This is a genomic window from Streptomyces sp. NPDC087422 (genome assembly GCF_044744145.1).
Taxonomy (GTDB): Bacteria; Actinomycetota; Actinomycetes; order Streptomycetales; family Streptomycetaceae; genus Actinacidiphila.
This window is the reverse complement of the sequence record NZ_JBIUXT010000017.1, coordinates 42,513-63,959: the sequence shown is the minus strand read 5'-3', so window position 1 is coordinate 63,959 and position 21,447 is coordinate 42,513. Positions and strand designations below refer to the sequence as shown.

Below are 21,447 nucleotides of genomic sequence, written 5' to 3'. Positions count from 1 at the left end.
CTCAGCCGGGGACCCGGCCCGCGGCGCGCAGCACCAGGCGGGCCAGCTCCTCGTGGCAGATGTCGCTGTGCGCGCCGGACGGCGGCCCGCCCGAGCACACCACCGAGGACGCGTCCACGCTGACGCAGCCGGTCCTCGGCAGCTCACCGGCCAGGGCCCGCTCCAGGGTCAACTCCGGTGCGCCGTCCAGAGCTTGGAAGCCGTCGTGGCCCAGCGCGCCCCAGCGTTCGTCGAAGCCGAGCAGATCCGCTCCCGCGTGGGCGATGTCGCCGAGCAGCGACTCGTCCTCACCCGCGAGCCGCGAGGCCAGCGGGTAGAACACGCCGAGCGCCTGGTCGTGCCGCGAATGGCAGGCCACCAGGGGCCCGGTGACCCGCTGTTGTCTGCCGTGCAGCGCCCCGCCCCGCGCGTCGAAGGGCTGCGGGCCGCTGAACGCGTAGTGCGAGAGGGCCCCTTGGAGCAGGGTCACCGACGAGACCCGGACGGTGGACGGCATGCCGTCCAGCGCGAAGGACACCAGCCGCGCGCCGAAGCTGTGCCCGATCAGGTGAACCCGGACCGAGGGCGCCCGGCGCGCCAGCACCCCGAGCAGCGGCCCGAGCCCGCGCTGCCCGACGGTCCCCGCGCGCCGCTTCATCGCGTAGTACGTGGCCTGCCGCAGCAACTCCTTGGCGCCGTCCCACACGCGCCGGCCGAGCCCGCCGAACAGCGCCTCGCCGGAGGCCGGTTGGGCCGGGGCGACCTCGGCGCCCGCTGTCGCCAGGGCGTCGGCCAGTGAGAGGCAGGTGGTGACGGGGTCCTGGGTGAAGAGGAGTGGCTCGGCGCCCGGCGCGGTGCCCATGTCCTCGGCGAGGAGGCTCTGGGCGGCGACGCCTTGTGCGGCGGGACCTGAGGCGGTGGGACCTGAGGCGGCGGGACCCCGTGCGCCGGGAATCCGTGCGGCGGCGCCCGGACTCGGCGGCAGTCCGGTGAGCGTACGGACCAGCGCGGCGAATTCGGCCAGCCGCTCGGGCGCTTCCGGCCGCTCGGCCAGCAGTTCCGCGATCCGGTCGAGCGTCGGTCCGCGGCCGGGGAAGACCTCGCCGAGCGCCGCCCTGGTCAGGGGGTCGAGCGCGGCGCCCGACGCGGCGGCGCCGTCCGCCAAGGGCGCAGCGAGCGTTGGGGAGGTGCGCGGGAAATCGGGGATGGGCTCGTCGCTGAAGCGCATCGACGGCCAGTGCACGCCGACGTAGCCGAAGCGGAGGTCCGGCGCGGCGGCCAGCAGGCCGGGGAAGTGGCCGAAGAAGCCGTCGTAGAGCGCGGTCGCGGTGGCGATGTCGTTGTTCCAGCCGTGCGAGAAGACCACCACATCGGTCCGGTCCCCGACCGCCTCCAGCAGCGCGTCCCGCTGCCGGGGGTCGGGGTCGCCGTCCGCGTCGAAGGTCAGGTCCCAGTACGGCCGGACGCTGGTCACTGAGGTGCTGGTCACTGAGGTGCCGGTCACTGAGGTGCCGGTCACGGCCATGGTGCCCCCCTGGAAATACGCCGTGATGGTGTGGTTCGCCCGCATCATCCCGACAGGGTCCGGCGTCGTCCATCCCCCGGACGGCTGAATACGCACCGGCTACGTACGCGGCGGCACCGGCTCCGTACACGGCGCGCGGCCGGACCCCAGGCCCCGGCGTCCGGGGCCCGCCCCCCGGCCCGGCACTACCGGATTGTGTGACCGACCGCTTAGTATGCGAAGGAGCCGAGTCGAGTCGAAGGAGACACGATCGTGGTCGTGGAAGCAGTGCGCGGCGCCCGGGTGGTCGTCACCGGGGCGGGCGGCGGCATCGGAGCCGCCCTCGCCCGCAGATTCGCCGCCGAGGGCGCCCGGGTCGTGGTGAACGACCTGGACGCCGACGCCGCCCGCGCGGTCGCCGACGAGATCGGCGCGGCCGTCGTCCCCGGCGACGCCTCCGGCATCGTGCCCGCCGCCCGCACCGCGCTCGGCGGCGGCGTCGACATCTTCTGCGCCAACGCCGGGGTCGGCACCGGCGGCGGCCCCGAGGCGGACGACGCCGCCTGGGAGCTGGCCTGGGACGTCAACGTCATGAGCCACGTCCGCGCCGCCCGCGCGCTGCTCCCCGAATGGCTGGAGCGCGGGCAGGGGCGCTTCGTGTCCACCGTCTCGGCCGCCGGGCTGCTGACGATGATCGGCGCGGCCCCGTACTCGGTCACCAAACACGGCGCGCTCGCCTTCGCCGAATGGCTCTCGCTCACCTACCGGCACCGCGGCGTCCACGTGCACGCGGTGTGCCCGCAGGGCGTGCGCACCGCGATGCTCCGCTCCACCGGGGTCGCGGGCGACCTCGTGCTCGCGCCGAACGCCATCGAGCCCGAGGACGTCGCCCAGGCGGTGCTCGACGGCATCGCGGCCGACCGCTTCCTGATCCTGCCGCACCCCGAGGTCGCCGGTTATTACGCGGCCCGCGCCGCGGAACCCGACCGCTGGCTCCGCGGCATGAACAAACTCCAGCGCACCTACGAGGAGTTGCGGGCGAAGGAAGCCGGACAGGCCGAGGGCGCGGGGAAGGCCGGGAAAGCCGAGGACGCCGTGAAAGCCGAGGGCGCGGGGAAGGCCGGGAAAGCCGAGGACACAGGGAGAGCCGGGCAGACCACGGAATCCGCCAACGCCCCCGCGCGGGAAGGGGAACCGGCATGACCACCTACGCCGACCAGCCCTGGCTCAAGCACTTCACCGACGAGCAGCGCGAGGACGTCGAGCACCCGCCGTCCGTCCTGCACACCTTCCTCGACGTCGCTGCGCGGATACCCGACCACCGCGCGCTCGCCTACTTCGACGGCGCGCTGAGCTACCGCGAACTCGACGCCCTCTCCGACGGGTTGGCCCGGCATCTGGCCGCGCGCGGCTTCGCCCCCGGCGACCGCCTCGCGGTCATGCTGCAAAATGTGCCGCAGTTCGTCGTCGGCCTGCTCGCCGCGTGGAAGGCGGGCGGCACCGTCATCCCGGTCAACCCCATGTACAAGCAGGGCGAGTTGGCGCACATCCTGACCGACGCCGGGGCCGCCGCGATCCTCTGCTCGGAGCGCGCCTGGCAGGGATACGTCCGCGCCACCGTCGTCGACTCGCCGGTCCGTATCGCGCTGACCGCCAGCGAATTCGACCTCCAGACGCGCGACGACAGCCGCGTACTGACCGGGGAACGGCCGCCCGCGCAGGCCGGTGAGGGCGCGGACGACGTGCTCACCGCCGCCCGCGCCGCGGCCGGACCGCGCCCCGACGTCCCCCTGCCCACCGCCCGCGACATCGCGCTGATCAGCTACACCTCGGGCACCAGCGGCAAGCCCAAGGGGGCGCTCAACACACACGGCAACATCTCCTTCAACGCCCACCGGCAGGTACGCGTCCAAGGCTTCGCCGACGACGCCGTCATCTTCGCGCTCGCGCCGCTCTTCCACATCACCGGCATGGTCTGCCAGCTCTCGGCGGGGCTGGCGGGCGGACACACCGTCGTCCTCGCGTACCGCTTCGAGCCCGGCGTGGTGCTCGACGCCTTCCGCGAGCACCGCCCGACGTACACCGTCGGCCCGTCCACCGCCTTCATGGCGCTGCTGGCCAGGCCCGACGCCGACGCCGCGGACTTCGCGTCCTTCCGGCTGATCTCCTCGGGCGGTGCGCCGCTGCCGCCCGCCGTGGTGGAGGGCTTCCGCGCCCGCTCCGGCGGCCTCTACCTCGCCAACGGCTACGGCCTCACCGAGTGCACGGCCCCCTGCGCCAGTGTCCCGCCCGGCACCGAGGCCCCCGTCGACCCCGCGTCCGGCACCCTCGCCGTCGGCGTTCCGGGACCCGGCACGATGGTCCGGATCCTGGACGACACGGGCGCCGAGGTGCCGTTCGGCGAATCCGGCGAGATCGCCGTCACCGGACCGATGGTCGTACCGGGCTACTGGAACCGGCCGGAGGAATCCGCGGCGGCCCTGCCCGGCGGCGAGCTGCTGACCGGCGACATCGGCTTCATGGACGAGGACGGCTGGCTCTATGTCGTCGACCGCAAGAAGGACATGATCAACGCGTCCGGCTTCAAGGTCTGGCCGCGCGAGGTCGAGGACGTCCTCTACACCCACCCCGCGGTCCGCGAGGCGGCCGTCGTCGGCGTCCCCGACGCCTACCGCGGCGAGAGCGTCAAGGCGTACGTCAGTCTGCGGCCCGGCGCCACCGCGGGACCCGAGGAGATCGTCGCCTACTGCAAGGACCGGCTCGCCGCCTTCAAATACCCGCGCGAGGTCGAGGTGCTCGGCGACCTCCCCAAGACGGCCACCGGGAAGATCCTCCGGCGCGAACTCAAGGTCCGGGCCGGATAGGGTTCCCTACCGGCCGGAACGCGCGTCGCTTTGTCGGTACGGCGCCACATCGGTTCACCGGCAGGTCGGTACGGGGATACGTGGGCACGTGGGTACGGAAAGAGGTCAGGCCATGGCACGCAATGCGACGGGCGGCGGCAGCGGCGGCTCCGGCGAGGGCGGCACCGCCGCGGTACCCGAGCGGCTGCTCGCCGAGGCCACCCGGCTCTTCGCCGAGCGCGGCTACGACCGCACCTCCGTCCAGGAGATCGTGGAGGCCGCCGGAGTCACCAAGGGCGCGCTTTACCACTACTTCGGCTCCAAGGACGATCTGCTGCACGAGATCTACGGCCGGGTGCTGCGGCTCCAGACCGAACGTCTCGACGCCATCGCCGCCCGCGACACCGCCGTGCCCGACCGGCTCGCCGAGGCCGCCGCCGACGTCGTCGTCACCAGCATCCAGAACCTGGACGACACCAAGATCTTCTTCCGCTCCATCCACCAGCTCGCCCCGGAGAAGCAGAAGGCGGTACGTGCCGAGCGCCGCCGCTACCACGAGAAGTTCCGCTCCCTGATCGAGGAGGGTCAGCGCGGCGGCCACTTCCGCGCCGACCTGCGGCCCGACCTCGTGGTCGACTTCTTCTTCGGCTCCGTGCACCACCTCGGCACCTGGTACCACGCGGAGGGCCCGCTCTCCGCCGAGCAGGTCGCCACCGAATTCTCCGACCTGCTGCTGCACTCGGTGCGGCGGCACTGACCCGCTGGGAGCTTTGACGTGAAGGCATGGCGCGTGCACGAGAACGGCGAGCCGCGCGAGGCGATGCGCCTCGACGAGGTCCCCACCCCCGAGCCGGGTCCCGGCGAGGTGCTGCTGCGGGTACGCGCCGCCGGGGTCAACTTCCCCGACGCGATGCTCTGCCGGGGCACCTACCAGATCCGGCCGCCGCTGCCGTTCACGCCCGGCGTGGAATTCTGCGGCGAGGTCGTCGCCGTCGGTGAAGGGGTCACGGACCTGGACACCGGCGCCCGCGTCATCACGCCCGCCGCCCTGCCGCGCGGCGCCTTCGCCGAATACGCCGTCGTCCCCGCCGCCGGGGTGCTGCCCGCGCCCGAGGCCCTGGACGACGCCGAGGCCGCCGCCCTCCACATCGGCTACCAGACCGGCTGGTTCGCCCTGCACCGCCGCGCCGCCCTCAGGCCCGGCGAGACCCTGCTCGTGCACGCCGCCGCGGGCGGTGTCGGCAGCGCCGCCGTCCAGCTCGGCAAGGCCGCGGGCGCCACCGTCATCGGTGTCGTCGGCGGCCCCGACAAGGCCGAGGCCGCCCGTGAGCTCGGCGCCGACATCGTCGTGGACCGGCACGCGGAGGACTTCGTCGCGGTCGTCAAGGAAGCCACCGCCGGGCGCGGTGCCAACGTGGTCTTCGACCCCGTCGGCGGCGACTCCTACACCAAGTCCACCAAGTGCGTCGCCTTCGAAGGGCGCATCGTCGTCGTCGGCTTCGCCGGCGGCACCGTCCCCGCGCCCGCGCTCAGCCACGCCCTCGTCAAGAACTACGCCATCCTCGGTCTCCACTGGGGGCTCTACAACACCCACGATCCGGTGGCGGTCCGCCAGGCCCACGAGGCGCTCTGCGAGCTGGCGGCTTCCGGGGCCGTCCGTCCCCTCGTGAGCGAGCAGGTGGCTTTCGACGGCGCCGCCGAGGCCGTTCAACGCGTCGCGGACGGCACGACGATCGGCCGGCTGGTCGTCCAGCCGTAACGCCCTCAGCGCCCCTGAAAAGACCGGCGCGCCGCCCACCGCGGAGGTACCCCTCCGCGGTGGGCCGCTCAAGACACCGGCGTATCGCCCCGCGCGGGCGCGGTCCCCCTACGGGGTCAGGTACTTCTTCAGCTCGCGGCGGGCGAGCGAGCGCTTGTGGACCTCGTCGGGTCCGTCCGCGAGCCGCAGGCTACGGGCGGCGGCGAAGAGTTGGGACAGGGGGAAGTCCTGGCTGACGCCGCCGGCGCCGTGGACCTGGATGGCGCGGTCGACGATGCGCTGGACGGCGACGGGGGTGGCGATCTTGATGGACTGGATCTCGGTGTGGGCGCCCTGGTTGCCGACGGTGTCCATGAGCCAGGCCGTCTTGAGGACGAGGAGCCGCAACTGCTCGATCTCGACGCGGGCTTCGGCGATCCACTCCTGGACCACGCCCTGGGCGGCGAGCGGCTTGCCGAAGGCGACACGGGAGGCGGCGCGGCGGCACATGAGTTCAAGCGCGCGCTCGGCCATGCCGATCAGCCGCATGCAGTGGTGGATGCGGCCGGGGCCGAGCCGGGCCTGGGCGATGGCGAAGCCGCCGCCCTCCTCGCCGATCAGATTCCCGGCGGGCACGCGCACGTCGTGGAAGACGATCTCGGCGTGACCGCCGTGGTCGCCGTCGTCGAAACCGAACACCCGCATGCCGCGCCGTACTTCGATGCCGGGGGTGTCGCGCGGCACGAGGATCTGGCTCTGCTGGCGGTGCCGTTCGGCGTCCGGGTCGGTCTTGCCCATGACGATGAAGACCGCGCACTTGGGGTTCATCGCCCCGGAGATGTACCACTTGCGGCCGTTGATCACGTACGAGTCGCCGTCCCGTACGATCCGCGTCTCGATGTTGGTGGCGTCGGAGGAGGCGACGTCCGGCTCGGTCATCGCGAAGGCGGACCTGATCTCCCCGGCGAGCAGCGGCTCCAGCCACTCCTTGCGCTGGGCGGGGGTGCCGAATTCGCTGAGGACTTCCATGTTGCCGGTGTCGGGAGCGGCGCAGTTGAGGGCGGGCGGGGCCAAGTGGGGGCTGCGGCCGGTGAGTTCGGCGAGCGGCGCGTACTGGAGATTGGTCAGTCCCGCGCCGTGCTCGCCGGGCAGGAAGAGATTCCACAGGCCCTGCCGCCTGGCCTCGGCCTTGAGGTCCTCCACCACGGGCGGCGCGGTCCACCGGTCGTCCCCCGTGGCCTCGGCGCGCTGCTCGGCGAAGACCGGCTCGGCGGGGTAGACGTGCTCGTCGAGGAACGCGGTCAGCCGCGACCGCAGCTCCTCGGTACGGGTGTCGAAGGCGAATTCCATGGCTGCTCAGCCTTCCTTCCGGGGGGAGTCCTGCGAGGGGCGCGGCCGGCCCTGCCGCTCGGCGTGCCGCCGGAGCCGGTCGAGGCCGCGTTCGACGAAGTGGGGGACGATGCCGCCGATCCGGTCGAATCCGGCGCCGATCGTCTGCCCGAGGGTATAGCGGTAGTGGATGCCCTCGGAGATGACGGCGAGCTTGTAGCAGGCGAAGGCCGTGTACCAGTCGACGGTCGACACGTCGCGGCCGGACCGCTCGGCGTACCGCTGGAGGAGTTCCGCCTCCGAGGGGTGGCCGGGCGCGCCGCCCGCCGCCTGGATGGGGAAGTCGGACGCGATCTGCGGCTCGCTGTAGACCAGCAGCAGCCCGAGGTCGGTGAGCGGGTCGCCGAGGGTGGACATCTCCCAGTCCAGCACGGCGGTGAGCCGGTCGGCGGTGTCCACCAGGACGTTGTCCAGCTTGTAGTCGCCGTGGATGACGGCGCCGCCGGGGGAGTCGGGCAGGGCCGCGCCGAGCGCGGCGTGCAGCGCGTCGATGCCGGGCAGTTCACGGCTGCGGGAGGCGTCGAGCTGCTTGCCCCAGCGGCGCAACTGCCGTTCCAGATAGCCCTCGGGGCGGCCGAAGTCGCCGAGGCCGACCGCCGCCGGGTCCACCGCGTGCAGGTCGACCAGCGTGTCGACCAGCGCGAACACGACCTCGCGGGTCCGCTCGGCGCCCAGCTCCCTGAGCTGGCTCTCGGTGCGGAAGGGGGTGCCCTCGACGAATTCCATGACGTAGAACGGCGCGCCGATCACCTCGCCGTCCTCGCACAGCAGCACCGTGCCCGGCACCGGCACCGGGGTGGCGGCGAGCGCGCTGATCACCCGGTGCTCGCGCGTCATGTCGTGCGCGGTGGCCAGGACGTGCCCGAGCGGCGGCCTGCGGACGACCCATTCGGTGCCGCCGTCGGTGACCCAGTACGTGAGGTTGGACCGGCCGCCCTCGATGAGCTTGCCGCGCAGGCCGCCGCCGACCAGCCCCGGCCGCTCCCGGTCGAGATGGGCGCGCAGCCGGCCCAGATCGAGACCCGGGGGGTTGTCGGTATCGCTCATGCCGTCTCCTCGTCACCGTCGTGGCTTCAGAAATCGTACCGACCAGTCGGTATGTCGTCCAGCTCTTCGCTCTCCCCGTCGCGTCCCGTCCGTCACATCCGCGCTCGGGAGGCCGCATTGACGGCCGTGGTCACCGCACCTACGCTCTGGACTTATGGGTGAACGTAATTCACATATGCAGACAGCAGATCGCTCCGCCGGACTCGTGATCACCGAGGTGCGGCTGACCCCCATCCTCATCGCCGATCCGCCGCTGCTCAACACCCAGGGTGTCCACCAGCCCTACACGCCCCGCCTCATCATCGAGGTCGTCACCGCCGACGGTACGGCCGGGGTGGGCGAGACCTACGGCGACACCCGCTATCTCGACCTCGCCGCGCCCCTGGCCCGCGCGCTGCCCGGCCACACGGTCAGCGATCTGAACGGGCTGTTCACCCTCGCGGAAGAGGTCTGCGGCGACCCCGCCGACGTCTCCGACTCCGTCGACGTCGGCGGGCTGCGCGGTGTGCAGACCGCCGACAAGCTGCGGCTGTCGGTCATCTCCGGCTTCGAGGTGGCCTGCCTCGACGCCCTCGGCAAGCACCTCGGCCTGCCGGTGCACGCGCTGCTCGGCGGCAAGGTCCGCGACGCCGTCGACTACAGCGCCTACCTCTTCTACCGGCTCGCCGCCCACCCCGAGGGGCAGGGCGAGGCCGACGACTGGGGTCCCGCCCTCGACCCGGAAGGCGTCGTCGCCCAGGCCCGCCGCTTCGCCGACACGTACGGCTTCGGCTCCTTCAAACTCAAGGGCGGTGTCTTCCCGCCCGACGAGGAGATCGCCGCCGTACGCGCCCTGGCCGCCGCCTTCCCCGGCCGGCCGCTGCGCCTCGACCCCAACGGCGCCTGGTCGGTGGAGACCTCGCTGTACGTGGCCCGCGAGCTGGGCGAGGTGCTGGAGTACCTGGAGGACCCGGCCAGCACCACCGACCGCATGGCCCGGGTCGCCAGCGGCACCTCCGTGCCGCTGGCGACCAACATGTGCGTGACGACCTTCGCCGAGATCCAGGACGCCTTCACGCGCGGCGCCGTCCAGGTGGTGCTCTCCGACCACCACTACTGGGGCGGCCTGCGCAACACGCAGCAACTCGCCGCGATCTGCCGCACGTTCGGCGTGGGCCTGTCCATGCACTCCAACACCCACCTCGGCATCAGCCTCGCCGCCATGACCCATGTCGCGGCCACCGTGCCCAACCTCGACTACGCCTGCGACTCGCACTACCCGTGGCAGACCGAGGACGTCATCACCCGCCGCCATGTCTTCGAGGACGGCCGCCTCGCCGTCAGCGACCTCCCCGGCCTCGGCGTCGAACTCGACCAGGACGCGCTCAAGGCGCTGCACCAGCGCTGGCTCGACGACGACGGGGCCATGCGCGACCGCGACGACGCCGCCGCGATGCGCAAGGCGGACCCGGACTGGCGGACGCCGCCCGTGCCGCGCTGGTGACACACGCGTGTGGGGCGGCGGACCGTACGGCCCGCCGCCCCACACGCCTCACGACGTCAGCGCCTCACAGCACCAGCGACAGCAGCATGACGAAGCCCAGCGCCACCACCGAGATCACCGTCTCCATCACCGACCAGGTCTTGAGGGTCTGCGGGACGTCCATCCCGAAGTACTCCTTCACCAGCCAGAATCCGGCGTCGTTGACGTGCGAGAAGAACAGCGAACCGGCGCCCACCGACAGCACCAGCAGCGCGGTGTGCGAGGACGACATGCCCTCGGCGAGCGGCGCGACGAGACCGGCGGCCGAGATGATCGCCACCGTCGCGGAACCGGTCGCGACCCGGATCAGCACCGCGATCAGCCAGGCGAGCAGCAGCGCCGAGATGTGCCAGCTCTTGGACCAGTCGAGGATCATCTGACCGACCCCGCAGTCGATCAGGGTCTGCTTGAAGCCGCCGCCCGCGCCGACGATCAGCAGGATGCCCGCGATCGGGCCGAGCGAGGCGTCCACGGTCGAGGAGACGCGGTCCTTGCTGAAGCCCGCGGCCCGCCCGAGGGTGAACATCGCCACGATCACCGCGGCCAGCAGCGCCACCAGCGGCGTACCGATGACGTCGAAGATCCGGTACGTCAGGCTGCTCTGGTCGTCCACGATCACGTCGACCAGGGCCTTGGCCAGCATCAGCACCACCGGCAGCAGCATCGTGCAGGTCGTCGCGGCGAAGCTCGGCCGCCGCTCCAGGTCGTCGGAGGCGCGCGCGGGCGTCATCCGCTCCGGCGGCGTCACGTCCACCCAGCCCGCGGCCACCCGGCCGAAGAGCGGACCCGCGATGGCGAGCGTGGGTATCGCGACCAGCACGCCGAGCGCGAGCGTGATGCCCATGTCGGCGTGGATGGCGCCGATCGCGGCCAGCGGGCCGGGGTGCGGCGGCACCAGACCGTGCATCACCGACAGACCGGCCAGCGCCGGGATGCCCAGCCGGATCAGCGACTGGCCGCTGCGCTTGGCGACCAGCAGCACCACCGGGATGAGGATCACGATGCCGATCTCGAAGAAGAGCGGCAGGCCGACCAGACCCGCGATCAGGGCCATCGCCCACGGCAGCCGTTTCTCGCTGGTACGGGCCAGGATCGTGTCGACGATCTGGTCCGCGCCGCCGGAGTCGGCGAGCAGTTTGCCGAGTATCGCGCCGAGCGCGATCAGGGTGCCGACGCTCGCCACGGTCGAGCCGAGGCCGGTCGAGAAACTGGTGATCGTCTTGGCCAGCGGCGCGCCCGCGACGGAGCCGAGCACACCGGAGCCGATGGTCAGGGCGAGGAAGGCGTGCACCTTCCAGCGGGTGATCAGCAGCACGATGACGGCGATACCGGCCAGGGCGGCCAGTGCCAGGCGGGTGTTGCCCGCGTCGGTGATCGGGGACGGATCGGCGGCCAGCAGCTCCACGCTGAGTGCGGACACGGAGGACTCCAGGGGGAAGGACGGGGACAGGGGGGAGGGGGTTCGAACGGGTGGGGCGGGTCAGTCCTGCGACGTCAGCGGGGTACGGCGGCGAGCGCGCGGTCCGCGATCTCCCGCGGGCCGCCCTCGATCGTCACGACCGCGCCCGCCTCGTCCGGCTCCAGCGGCTCCAGCGTCGCGAACTGCGAGCGCAGCAACTCGGACGGCATGAAGTGCTGCATCCGCGCGGCCAGTCGGGAGGCGATCAGCTCGGGGGACCCGTCCAGGTGCAGGAAGAACAGGTCGGGCGCGCTCTGACGCAGGTGGTCGCGGTAGCGGCGGCGCAGGGCGGAACAGCTCACCACCCCGCCCTTGCCCCCGCGTTGCGCGATCCACGCGCCGATGGCGTCGAGCCACGGCGCCCGGTCGGCGTCGTCCAGCGGGTGACCGGCCGACATCTTGGCGATGTTGGCCGCCGGGTGGAAGTCGTCGGCCTCGGCGTACGGGACGCCCAGCCGATCCGCCAGCAGGCCGCCGACGGTCGACTTGCCCGAACCGGAGACCCCCATCACGACGACGACGGGGGAGTGCGGTGGGCGCGGGGAGCTGGTCATGCGCTCGAACCTCCTTGTGCAAGCGGTCGGGGACACTCAACGCCATAGGTACTACTTATTCAAGAGTCTGTGATGTAAAAGTCACATGACTGTGCTGCCGCATAAGCTGTCCTCATGCCTCAGCAGGAAGCACCGCGGGACGACGCCGGGGGTCTGCACGCCCGTGTTCTGGCCGAACTCGGCCCCGCCATCGCCTCGGGCGACTACCCGCCGGGGACGGTTCTGCGCATCGACGAACTGGAAACGCGCTACGGCGTCTCGCGCACCGTCGTCCGCGAGGCGGTCCGGGTGCTGGAGGCGATGCACCTCGTGGAGTCCCGCCGCCGCGTCGGCGTCACCGTGCTGCGCAGCGAGGAGTGGAACGTCTTCGACCCGGCCGTCATCCGCTGGCGCCTGGCCGGCGCCGACCGCCCCCGCCAACTGCGCTCCCTCACCACCTTGCGCACCGCCGTCGAACCGGTCGCCGCGGGACTCGCCGCGACCGCCGCCGGTCCCGCCCAGTGCCGCGAACTCACCGTGCTGGCCGCCGAGATGGCCGCCGCCGCCCGCGCCGCCGACCTCGACGCGTACCTCGTGCACGACGTCGCCTTCCACCGCGTCGTCCTCGACGCCTCGGGCAACGAGATGTTCGCCCGCCTCGGGGATGTCGTCGCCGAAGTCCTCACCGGCCGCACCGAACACCATGTGATGTTCGCCGAGCCCGACCCCGCCGCCGTCACCCTCCACGTCCGCGTCGCCGAGGCGATCCGCTCCCGCGAGGCCGCCGCCGCCGAGGACCTGATGCGCGAGATCTGCGTGGGCGCCCTGCACGAGCTGGACATCCTGGCGCCCTGAAAATCCGTTTACCCGCACGGCCCGGCAGTGCTGCACTGTTACGCGTGACCGCTCGTCAACCCGCCCCGCCGCAGCCCTTCCGCTGGGCGCTGTCCTCGTACGAGGGCCGCCCGCCGGACCGCCTCGGCACGCTCGCGGACGGCTCGGAACCCGTACGGCTGTGGCACCTTCCGGCGCTCACACAGTGCACGGGCAAGGTGCTGGCCCGCTCCCGCGCCGCCGACCTCCGCTTCGTCGGCCGCTCGCTGGACAGCATGTACGACCTGCTCACCGGCGCGCTGGAACACGCGGACCGCCCTGGCGGACTCCTGCGGCTCCCCCTGTCGATCCGCCGGTCCGCCCGCCTCCCGCAGCCCCAGCGGGAGCGCTTGCGCGAGCACCTGGCCGCGGCGGGCCTGGAACCGCGCGCCCTGGCCCGCCGCAAGCGCCCGCTGGCCGTGGTCGACGTGGTCCACAGCGGCTCCACCTTCGACGCGCTCCACCGCGAACTGGCCGCGTGGATCGCCGAGAGCCGCGAACCCTGGCCGGTGATCCGCCGCAAGCTGCGCTACGTCGGGGTGACGCCCCGCGGCAAGAGCGGCCCGAACGCCGACCGCTGGCAGCAGTCGCCCGATTCCGCCCGCTGGGTGCGGACGCTGCCCGCGGGACACGTGGTCAACGTGTCGCTGCCCTGGCCCGAATGGGGCTGGTACGGCAATGCGCAGCCCAAGCTCAACGGCACCTTTCCGCCGAGCCGCTGGTTCGACGAGGACGCGGACACACCCTGGTACCACCAGGCGCTCCCGCAGGCGCTGGCCGAGTCGCTGGCGCTGGTGGAGGCCGGCCGAAGCCGTACCGTGCGGGACGGACTCGTGCGGACCGTCGCGGGCGAGCCGGGCTTCGCCGACCGGGAGGTCCGGGCGCTGGTGAGCGTGCTGCGACGACGCTGAGGGGCGCGGCGGGCGCGCCTCACCACAGCTGGGCGCTTCACCACACGAGGGCGCGCGTCACCACAGCTGGGCGCGCCTCACCACACCAGCGCCGCGCCGAACACCGCGAGCGCCACCGTGCAGCCCACCACCGCGACGGCGGCGCCCGGCGCCATCACCGCCGGGTGCGGCGCGCCGCCGAGCTGCTGAATCCTGCGGTGCGCCAGCCGGAGGAAGGCCAGGAACGCGAGCGCGGTCAGACCGATGGCCACCGCGGGGAGCGCTCCGCCCTCGTGGTGCAGCACCTGCCGCCCGGCCAGCACGGCCGTCACCGCGCAGGACAGCGTCGTACGCCGCCACGCCAGCCGCGTTCGCTCCGGCTGGAGCCCCGGATCCCGGTCGTCACCGGGTCGGCCGCCGACTCCCGGCGGGCCGCCGTCCTGGCGGTCGTGGCTCATCCGGCCCAGCCGAAGAGCACCACGCACACCATCGCGACGGCGATCACCGCGATGGCGACCGCGAGCAGCGCGGGGAAGCGGGAGACGGGCAGGTCGGCGCCGCGGCGCATGGCGCGTTCGCAGCGGGCCCAGTGGTTGACCGCGCGCAGCGTGCAGGCGACGCCACCGGCCAGCAGGACGAGCGCCAGCGAGACCCGTACCCAGTGCGCGAGGTGGTCGGTGAGGAACTGGTCGACGGCGAAACCGCCGCCGATCAGGGCGAGCGCGGTGCGGATCCAGGCGAGGAAGGTCCGCTCGTTGGCCAGCGAGAAGCGGTAGTCGGGGGTCGTGCCCTCGTCCCGCACGCGGGCGGGGGCGAACCACAGACGTACGGAATCCCGCGCGGCACGCAGCCGCGCGGGCAGCTCCTGGGCGAAAGCGCTCACGCGTCCACACTAACGACCAGGTCGGAAGCGGGCGCGGGCGGTCACTTCCGGCGGGAGACCGCCGCGATGATCACGGCGAGCACCGCGGCCAGCAGCACCACGCCGACCACGGCGATCACCACATGGCCTGCGGAGCCGCCGCCACCGTCCTGCGGCGGCGCGACGTCAGCGAGCAGCATCGGAGGACTCCTTCCTTCCGTCGGTCGGACGCGCGTCGGTCGCGCTCTCTTCGGTCGCGCCCATTGCGGGCGGGCTCTTCTCGGGCGGCCTCTCTTCGGTCGCGCTCGTCCCGGTCGGCCTCGTCCCGGTCAGGTCCGCCCCGGCCGCCCGGCCCCGCTCCCCGAGCCCCAGCACCAGCATCAGCAGCACCGGGAACTCCAGATACGCGTGGTAGCTGGCCACCGCCGCGTACAGCGACCTGCCCCGCGTGTAGTCGCTGACGAACAGCACCGACAGGGCCGCCGCCCCGCCGAGCCCCAGCGCCCAGGCCCGCACACCGCGCAGCACGGGCGCGCGCCGCTCGAACGCCTCGGTCGCGTCCCGCGCGTACCGCGGCATGAACCACACCCACACCACGTAATGCATGGTCTGGAGGAAGGCGAAGACCGCGACGAAGCGCAGCCCGGCGTGCGTGTGCTGCCAGGCGGGCGGGGTGTACGACAGCGCCAGCCGGTCCGTCCAGCCCGAGCCCGCGCCGAGCAGACCGTCGAGGGCGCCGGACAGCAGCAGCGCGGGGATCACCAGCACCCACCCGCATTGCACCGCCCGGAAGGCGGCACGACCGCGCGGCATGGCGCGCGACCACTCCCACAAGAAGAGCAGCGGCACCACATTGTGCAGATGGGCCAGCACCACGAAGTGGTAGGCGGGGAAGGCCAGCGACGCCATGGCGGCGCCCGCCAGCAGCGCGCAGGAGGCGGCCAGCGGTACGGGCCTGGTCCGCAGCGCGTGCACGCAGGCCGCGGCGAGCAGCACGTACGCGAGCAGGATCTCGGCGGTACGGGTGCCCGAGGACGGCGGCAGCAGGCGGCACACGACGATGCCGGTGATGAGCGCGCCCAGCAGCCGCAGGAACGGGCCGTGCAGGACGCCTTCGAACCGGCCGGTCACGTACCGCAGTTCGAGCACATTGTGCAGAATGCCGAAGACCGCGAGGCCCACCACGGCCGTGCCCGCGGGCAGCCGCAGCGAGACGGCGAGCGCCACCGCCGCCGCCAGGACGAAACCGGCGACCGGCAGCGTACGCCCCGCGCGTTCCGTATCGGCCGTGCCCGTATCGCCCTTGCCCGCACCGCCCGCCAGGGGCGCCCCCACCGCGCTGGCCACTCGTCCCCTCCCGTGGCACGATCCGTCCGTGCCGTATCCGCTGGCCCTCGCCCTCACCCTGCTCGTCGAGGTGCCCTGCTACGTCGCGGCGGTCACCGCGGCGTCCGCCGTCCGACCGCCGCGGACCGCTCTCGCGGCCGTCATGGTCAACTGTGTGACGCACCCGCCGCTGTGGTGGTTCCTGCGGCAGACGCACGGCGCCGCGTACTGGCCCGCCTTCGCCGTCGCGGAGAGCGCGGTCTGCCTCGTGGAGGGTCTGCTGCTCGGCCGACTGCTGCGGCTGCGGGGCCCGTTGCCGTACGCGGCCTCGGTCGCCGCCAACTGCGCCTCGGTCATGGCCGGTCTCCTGGTGGCCGGTTGAGCCGCCGGGCGGTCAACTCCCGTACGTCGCACGCCATTCGAGCAGCCTGCGGTAGCCGTCGAGGCCGTCCGGCACCCACTCCCACTCGGTGAGCCTGGCGGCCAGTTCCTCCTCGGTGAGGAAGGTGTGCCAAGCCACCTCCTCGGCCTGCGGGGCGACCGGCAGTGTGCACCGCACCTGGTAGACCGACGACCACCACGTCCGCGGCCCGTCCTCGTAGAGGAATCGGAACAGCGGCTCGGGGCGCGGCAGTCCGCTCACTCCCAGCTCCTCCTCCGCCTCGCGCAGCGCCGCCTCCTCGTAGGACTCGCCCGCGCCGACGACACCGCCGACGAACATGTCGTAGAGGGAGGGGAAGACCAGCTTCTCCGCGGTGCGGCGGTGCACGAAGATCCGGTCCTCGGCGTCCCTGGCCAGGATGAAGACGCAGCGGTGCCGCAGGCCCTTGGCGTACGCCTCGCCGCGCGGCGACCTGCCGACGACCCGGTCGTGCTCGTCCACGATGTCGATGATCTCGTCGGCGGACAGCGGGGGTCGCGGTGTGGGCTCGTTCATGGAGCCGATTCAACCACCGGCCGCCGGACCCGCCCCGGGCGCGCCCCCTGGTGGTCTTGCGCGGCGCGGACACCGGCAAGATGATCGTCCCGGTTCGGTGAGACGGGGGAGTGACGGGAGTGTGGGATGACGGCACACCAGGCGCCCCAGGTACCGCAGGCGCCCCAGACGCGACAGGACCGGCGGGCACCGCGGGCGCAGCGGGAGCGCGGGGCGCCGCTGCGGATCGCGAACTGCTCCGGCTACTACGGTGACCGGCTGTCGGCCGCCCGCGAGATGGTCGAGGGCGGCCCCATCGACGTCCTCACCGGCGACTACCTGGCCGAACTGACCATGCTGCTGCTGTGGAAGGCGCGGCAGCGCGACCCGGACGGCGGCTACGCGGTCTCCTTCCTCGCCCAGATGCGCGAGGTGCTCGGCACCTGCCTGGAGCGCGGCATCAAGATCGTCGTCAACGCGGGCGGCCTCAACCCGGCGGGACTGGCCGCCAAACTCGCCGAGTTGGCCGCGGTCGGCGGCCTGCACCCGTCCGTGGCGTACGTCGAGGGCGACGACCTGCTGGACCGGCTGCCCGAACTCCAGTCCCGCGGCCACGACTTCGCGCACCTGGCCACCGGCCGCCCGCTGGCGGGCTCCGGCGTCGAGCCGGTCACCGCCAACGCGTACCTCGGCGGCTGGGGCATCGCGCAGGCGCTGCGCGGCGGCGCCGACGTGGTGATCTGCGGCCGGGTCACCGACGCCTCGCTGGTCGTCGGGCCCGCCGCCTGGGCCTTCGAGTGGGCGCTCGACGACTGGGACCGGCTGGCGGGCGCCGTCACCGCGGGCCACATCATCGAGTGCGGCACCCAGGCCACCGGCGGCAACTACTCCTTCTTCACCGAGATCCCCGACCCGGTGCACCCCGGCTTCCCGATCGCCGAGATCCACGCCGACGGCTCCAGCGTCATCACCAAGCACCCCGGCACCGGCGGCGCCGTCACCATCGGCACCGTCACCGCCCAACTCCTGTACGAGATCGGCGGACCCGGCTACCTCAACACCGACGTCGTGGCCCGCTTCGACACCGTCCGGCTCATCCAGCAGGGCCCCGACCGGGTCTCCGTCGGCCCGGTCGCGGGCGAGCCCGCGCCCGACACCCTCAAGGTCTGCCTCAACCACCGCGGCGGCTACCGCAATTCCGCGACCTTCGTGCTCACCGGCCTCGACCTCGACGCGAAGGCGGACTTCGCCGAGGCCACCCTGCGCGACGCGACCGGCGGGCCGGGCCGCTTCGCCGGGTACGACCTGCGGCGCGAACACGGCGGCGAGGCCGACCGGTTGACGCTCACCGTCAAGGACCCGGACCTCGACACCGTCGGCCGCGGCTTCTTCACCGACGTCGCGGGCTCCGCGCTGGCCGGCTACCCCGGGCTCTACCTGGAGCACGCCTCGCCGCGCCCCACCGAGTACGGCGTGTACTGGCCCGCGCTGGTGGCCGCCGACGAGGTCACCGCCGTGACCGTGCTCGCCGACGGCACCCGGCTGCCCGTACCGCGCCCGCCGCACGGCGCCACCGACCTCCGCGAGGGACGGCCGGGTCCGGTGCCCGACTCCGGTCCCGTACCGCCGCCGCTGGTGTCGCCGGTCACCGGACCCGCGCCGCGCCAGGCGCGGACCGGGCCGCCCGAGCCCTTCGGCCGGACGGTACGGCTGCCGCTCGGGACCGTCGTCGGGGCGCGCTCGGGGGACAAGGGCGGCGACGCGAACGTCGGGCTGTGGGCGCGGGACGACGAGGGGTACGCGTGGCTGCGCGCGTATCTGGACGTACCCCGGCTGCGGGCCCTGCTGCCGGAGACCGCGACGCTGCCGGTGAGCCGCTGGGAACTGCCGAATCTGCGCGCGGTGAACTTCGTCGTGCACGGGCTGCTCGGCGACGGCGTCGCCGCTTCCACCAGGGCCGATCCGCAGGCCAAGGCGCTGGGGGAGCGGCTTCGGGGATGCCTCGCGGACGTGCCGGAAAAGCTGGTGGATCTTTTGCAGAGCCAGTACACGCCGTTGCCCAAGAGGTGACATTCGTGGAGTCATGATGGGAATCGTCCGAGGGCGACGGGCCCGCGGGGGTAGTGAAGGGCGGTCCCCATGGACGGCGACATCCTGCGCAAGGCGATCTTTCTGCTGCGTGAGTGCCACGAGTCGGAGCAGCAGGTCGTGACCAGGCTCAAGGACTACTTCCCCGGCCTGACGCTCGGCGACCGGGAGATGTACGTCAGCGAGGCCCGCGACCTCGTGCACGGCATCCACCCCGCCCACTCCGCGCCGCCCGCCCGGTAACCGCCCGCCCGGCCCCTGGCCTCGGGATTCCTGCCGCCCGGGGCCGACGGACCCCCTGACCCGCGCGACCGCCCGGTCCCCTCCTCGCTTCGGGCGGTCGCGCGCGGCATGATCGGCACCATGAGCAATCTCGACACGACGCCCGCCGCCACCCGCTGCGGCGGGCGCGCCGACGTCTCCGCCGCCCCGGTCCGCGACCTGCTCGCCGGCCGCACCGTCCAGCTCGGCGAGAGCACCGAGGTACGGCGGCTGCTCCCCAACCTCGGACGGCGCATGGTCGGCGCTTGGTGCTTTGTTGACCATTACGGGCCCGACGACATCGCCGACGAGCCCGGCATGCAGGTGCCGCCCCATCCGCACATGGGCTTGCAGACCGTCAGCTGGCTGCACGACGGCGAGGTGCTGCACCGCGACAGCCTCGGCAGCCTCCAGACGGTGCGCCCCCGCGAGCTGGGCCTGATGACCTCGGGCCGGGCCATCGCCCACTCCGAGGAATCACCGCGCGACCACGCCCGCTACCTGCACGGTGCCCAGCTCTGGGTCGCCCTGCCCGACGCCACCCGCGACACCGCGCCCTCCTTCGAGCACCACCCCGTACTCCCCGAGGTCACCGGCGGCGGCGGACTCCACGCCACCGTCATCCTCGGCGACCTCGACGGCGCCTCCTCGCCCGGCACGATCCACACCCCGCTCGTCGGCGCCGACCTCACCCTCGCCGCCGGTACCGACGCCCGGCTCCCGCTCGACCCCGACTTCGAGTACGCCGTCCTCACCATGTCCGGCGAATCCCACGTCGACGGCGTCCCCCTCACCCCCGGCTCCCTGCTCTACCTCGGCTGTGGCCGCCGCGAACTCCCCCTGCGCGCCGACACCCCCGCCTCCCTCATGCTGCTGGGCGGCGAGCCCTTCGCCGAACGCATCATCATGTGGTGGAACTTCGTCGCCCGCACCAGCGAGGAGATCACCGAGGCCCGCACCGCCTGGCAGTCCGCCACCCGCTTCGGCGACGTCCACGGCTACGACGGCGAGCGCCTGTCCGCCCCCGACCTCCCGCCGGGCCCGCTGAAAGCGCGCGGCCGGGAGCGCTGACCGGGCGGAGGCGCGGCGGGGAACGTCACAGGGCCCCTGGGCGGCGGGGGCGCGCCGGGCAGGGGCCCTGGGGGGAGCGGGGGTCAGGACGCGGAGTGGTCCTGTGCCGCCTTCTGGACGTACTCGTCGGTGTACGTCTTCGACAGGTCGATCGTCTTGCCCTTCACGGTCGGGTCGACCGCGGTCAGGACGCGGAGCACCGTCTGCGGGGCGTCGGCCGGCATCTGGCCGGTCGGGTTGTACATGCCCATCTCGTTGGCCAGCGCCTGGACGTACTGGTCCTTGCCGCTGCCGGCGTAGAAGTCGGCCGGGACCTGCTCGGTGATCTCCGCGGCCGAGTGGGCCTCCATCCACTGGAGCGTCTGGTAGACGGCGTTGACCATCTTCTGGACGGTCTCCTTGTGGCTGTCGGCCCACGCCGTCTGGACGGTCAGCGCGGTGCCGGGGTACGGGCCGCCGAGCGCGGCCTTGGTGCCCGCCGCGGTGCGCATGTCCGCGATGATCGTCCCGAGCTGCTTCTTGAGCAGCGTCGAAATGGTCGGCTCGGTGGTGACACCCGCGTCGATCCGGTTGTGCTCGAAGGCCGCCACGAAGGTGGCACCGGCCGCCACCGCCACCAGGTGGGTGTCGGCCACCGCGATGTTGTTGTGGATCGCGAGGTACGAGGCGATGGTGGAACTGGCGGAACCGAGCGAGGTGACGCCGACGTTCTTGCCCTTGAGGTCCGCGGGCGACTTGATCGACGGCGCGTTCGTACGGGCCATCTCGACCATGCCGGGCGCCTGGAGGAGCTGGACGACCGCCTGGGTGTTCTTGCCCTTGAGCTGGAGCTTGAGGTTCGAGTCGTAGAAGCCGATCATGCCCTGGGCGTCACCCTTGAGCAGCGCGTCGGAGACCTGCGGCGTGCCCTGGAGGTTGGCGATCTTCACGTTCAGACCCTGCTTCGTGAAGTAGCCCATCCGCTGCGCCAGGATCAGCGGGAGGTAACTCTGGTTCGCCTGGTTCGACAGGGCGATCGTCACCGTCTCCAGCGACCCCGCGCTCGCCGCGTCGGTGGTCTTGTCGGACTTGCTGTCCGAGCAGGCCGTCACGCCTGTCGCCAGGACTACCGTCGCGGCTGCGAGAACGATCTTCTTGTGCCACATG

The 21,447-nt window shown here is 72.8% G+C and carries 21 protein-coding genes and 1 pseudogene; 11 read left to right on the top strand and 11 right to left on the bottom strand.

The annotated features are described in order from the left end of the window. Nucleotide 1: 1 nt before the first annotated feature. The gene (locus ACIO6U_RS34325; RefSeq protein WP_401725149.1) at nt 2-1,552 is read right to left on the bottom strand and encodes a serine-threonine protein kinase; all 1,551 of its coding nucleotides are present in this window, start codon (nt 1,550-1,552) and stop codon (nt 2-4) included. Nucleotides 1,553-1,762: 210 nt separating this feature from the next. Between ACIO6U_RS34325 and ACIO6U_RS34320 the strand changes: the two are divergent. From ACIO6U_RS34320 to ACIO6U_RS34305, 4 genes and pseudogenes are all read left to right on the top strand, one after another. Beyond that, nucleotides 1,763-2,524 (top strand): annotated as a pseudogene (locus ACIO6U_RS34320) (SDR family oxidoreductase); the annotation flags it as partial. A 158-nt stretch (nt 2,525-2,682) separates the two neighbouring features. Further along, nucleotides 2,683-4,347 (top strand): AMP-binding protein, encoded by a 1,665-nt coding sequence (locus ACIO6U_RS34315; RefSeq protein WP_401725147.1) that lies wholly within the window; start codon nt 2,683-2,685, stop codon nt 4,345-4,347. Between the two features lie 112 nt (nt 4,348-4,459). Continuing rightward, nucleotides 4,460-5,083 carry a TetR/AcrR family transcriptional regulator gene (locus ACIO6U_RS34310; RefSeq protein WP_355333369.1) on the top strand — a complete coding sequence of 208 codons (624 nt, stop codon included), beginning with the start codon at nt 4,460-4,462 and terminating at the stop codon, nt 5,081-5,083. Nucleotides 5,084-5,101: 18 nt separating this feature from the next. Then, nucleotides 5,102-6,085 carry an NADPH:quinone oxidoreductase family protein gene (locus ACIO6U_RS34305; protein WP_401725144.1) on the top strand — a complete coding sequence of 328 codons (984 nt, stop codon included), beginning with the start codon at nt 5,102-5,104 and terminating at the stop codon, nt 6,083-6,085. A gap of 108 nt (nt 6,086-6,193) precedes the next feature. Here ACIO6U_RS34305 and ACIO6U_RS34300 read toward each other — a convergent pair whose 3' ends face one another. Then, nucleotides 6,194-7,414, bottom strand: a complete 1,221-nt coding sequence (locus ACIO6U_RS34300; RefSeq protein ID WP_391048496.1) for an acyl-CoA dehydrogenase family protein — start codon at nt 7,412-7,414, stop codon at nt 6,194-6,196. 6 nt (nt 7,415-7,420) lie between these two features. Next, nucleotides 7,421-8,500, bottom strand: coding sequence for a phosphotransferase family protein (locus tag ACIO6U_RS34295; protein ID WP_355333362.1), 1,080 nt, complete (start codon nt 8,498-8,500; stop codon nt 7,421-7,423). A gap of 175 nt (nt 8,501-8,675) precedes the next feature. Between ACIO6U_RS34295 and ACIO6U_RS34290 the strand changes: the two genes are divergently transcribed. Beyond that, nucleotides 8,676-9,983, top strand: a complete 1,308-nt coding sequence (locus ACIO6U_RS34290) for a glucarate dehydratase family protein (RefSeq protein WP_355333359.1) — start codon at nt 8,676-8,678, stop codon at nt 9,981-9,983. 64 nt (nt 9,984-10,047) lie between these two features. Here the strand turns inward: ACIO6U_RS34290 and ACIO6U_RS34285 are convergent, their stop codons facing one another. Together ACIO6U_RS34285 and ACIO6U_RS34280 are read right to left on the bottom strand one after the other, a co-directional pair. Beyond that, a complete protein-coding gene (locus ACIO6U_RS34285) occupies nt 10,048-11,442 on the bottom strand; it encodes a gluconate:H+ symporter (RefSeq protein WP_401725139.1) in 1,395 nt (464 codons plus the stop codon). 74 nt (nt 11,443-11,516) lie between these two features. Beyond that, nucleotides 11,517-12,035, bottom strand: a complete 519-nt coding sequence (locus tag ACIO6U_RS34280; RefSeq protein ID WP_401725136.1) for a gluconokinase — start codon at nt 12,033-12,035, stop codon at nt 11,517-11,519. 114 nt (nt 12,036-12,149) lie between these two features. On the opposite strand from ACIO6U_RS34280, the gene ACIO6U_RS34275 reads away from it, so the two are divergent. Next, on the top strand, nt 12,150-12,869 hold the full coding sequence (locus ACIO6U_RS34275; protein ID WP_355333351.1) for an FCD domain-containing protein: 720 nt from the start codon (nt 12,150-12,152) through the stop codon (nt 12,867-12,869). 44 nt (nt 12,870-12,913) lie between these two features. Then, on the top strand, nt 12,914-13,798 hold the full coding sequence (locus ACIO6U_RS34270; RefSeq protein ID WP_401725133.1) for a hypothetical protein: 885 nt from the start codon (nt 12,914-12,916) through the stop codon (nt 13,796-13,798). 77 nt (nt 13,799-13,875) lie between these two features. Here ACIO6U_RS34270 and ACIO6U_RS34265 read toward each other — a convergent pair whose 3' ends face one another. The 4 genes from ACIO6U_RS34265 to ACIO6U_RS34250 form a co-directional block, all read right to left on the bottom strand. Continuing rightward, entirely contained in the window at nt 13,876-14,235 is a 360-nt protein-coding gene (locus ACIO6U_RS34265; protein WP_401313565.1) for a DUF202 domain-containing protein, read from the bottom strand. Further along, complete coding sequence (locus ACIO6U_RS34260) at nt 14,232-14,627, bottom strand: YidH family protein (RefSeq protein ID WP_188283850.1); 396 nt, start codon at nt 14,625-14,627, stop codon at nt 14,232-14,234. The genes ACIO6U_RS34265 and ACIO6U_RS34260 overlap by 4 nt, the downstream gene beginning before the upstream one ends. A gap of 74 nt (nt 14,628-14,701) precedes the next feature. Next, nucleotides 14,702-14,839 (bottom strand): hypothetical protein, encoded by a 138-nt coding sequence (locus ACIO6U_RS34255; RefSeq protein WP_355333343.1) that lies wholly within the window; start codon nt 14,837-14,839, stop codon nt 14,702-14,704. Continuing rightward, nucleotides 14,826-15,986 (bottom strand): hypothetical protein, encoded by a 1,161-nt coding sequence (locus ACIO6U_RS34250; RefSeq protein WP_401725130.1) that lies wholly within the window; start codon nt 15,984-15,986, stop codon nt 14,826-14,828. Before ACIO6U_RS34250 ends, ACIO6U_RS34255 begins: the two co-directional genes overlap by 14 nt. A gap of 28 nt (nt 15,987-16,014) precedes the next feature. Between ACIO6U_RS34250 and ACIO6U_RS34245 the strand changes: the two genes are divergently transcribed. Then, nucleotides 16,015-16,347: a hypothetical protein gene (locus ACIO6U_RS34245; protein ID WP_401725128.1), complete on the top strand. Its 333-nt coding sequence runs from the start codon at nt 16,015-16,017 to the stop codon at nt 16,345-16,347. Nucleotides 16,348-16,359: 12 nt separating this feature from the next. On the opposite strand, the gene ACIO6U_RS34240 is transcribed toward ACIO6U_RS34245, so the two are convergent. Further along, nucleotides 16,360-16,902, bottom strand: a complete 543-nt coding sequence (locus ACIO6U_RS34240) for an NUDIX hydrolase (RefSeq protein ID WP_401725125.1) — start codon at nt 16,900-16,902, stop codon at nt 16,360-16,362. Between the two features lie 126 nt (nt 16,903-17,028). On the opposite strand from ACIO6U_RS34240, the gene ACIO6U_RS34235 reads away from it, so the two are divergent. The 3 genes from ACIO6U_RS34235 to ACIO6U_RS34225 all read left to right on the top strand — a co-directional run bounded on the left by ACIO6U_RS34235 (nt 17,029) and on the right by ACIO6U_RS34225 (nt 20,301). After that, nucleotides 17,029-18,951: an acyclic terpene utilization AtuA family protein gene (locus tag ACIO6U_RS34235; protein ID WP_355333335.1), complete on the top strand. Its 1,923-nt coding sequence runs from the start codon at nt 17,029-17,031 to the stop codon at nt 18,949-18,951. A gap of 69 nt (nt 18,952-19,020) precedes the next feature. Continuing rightward, complete coding sequence (locus tag ACIO6U_RS34230; protein WP_188283824.1) at nt 19,021-19,212, top strand: hypothetical protein; 192 nt, start codon at nt 19,021-19,023, stop codon at nt 19,210-19,212. Nucleotides 19,213-19,332: 120 nt separating this feature from the next. After that, complete coding sequence (locus ACIO6U_RS34225; protein ID WP_401725121.1) at nt 19,333-20,301, top strand: pirin family protein; 969 nt, start codon at nt 19,333-19,335, stop codon at nt 20,299-20,301. A gap of 83 nt (nt 20,302-20,384) precedes the next feature. On the opposite strand, the gene ACIO6U_RS34220 is transcribed toward ACIO6U_RS34225, so the two are convergent. Then, complete coding sequence (locus tag ACIO6U_RS34220) at nt 20,385-21,446, bottom strand: ABC transporter substrate-binding protein (RefSeq protein WP_401725118.1); 1,062 nt, start codon at nt 21,444-21,446, stop codon at nt 20,385-20,387. Nucleotide 21,447: the final 1 nt, after the last annotated feature.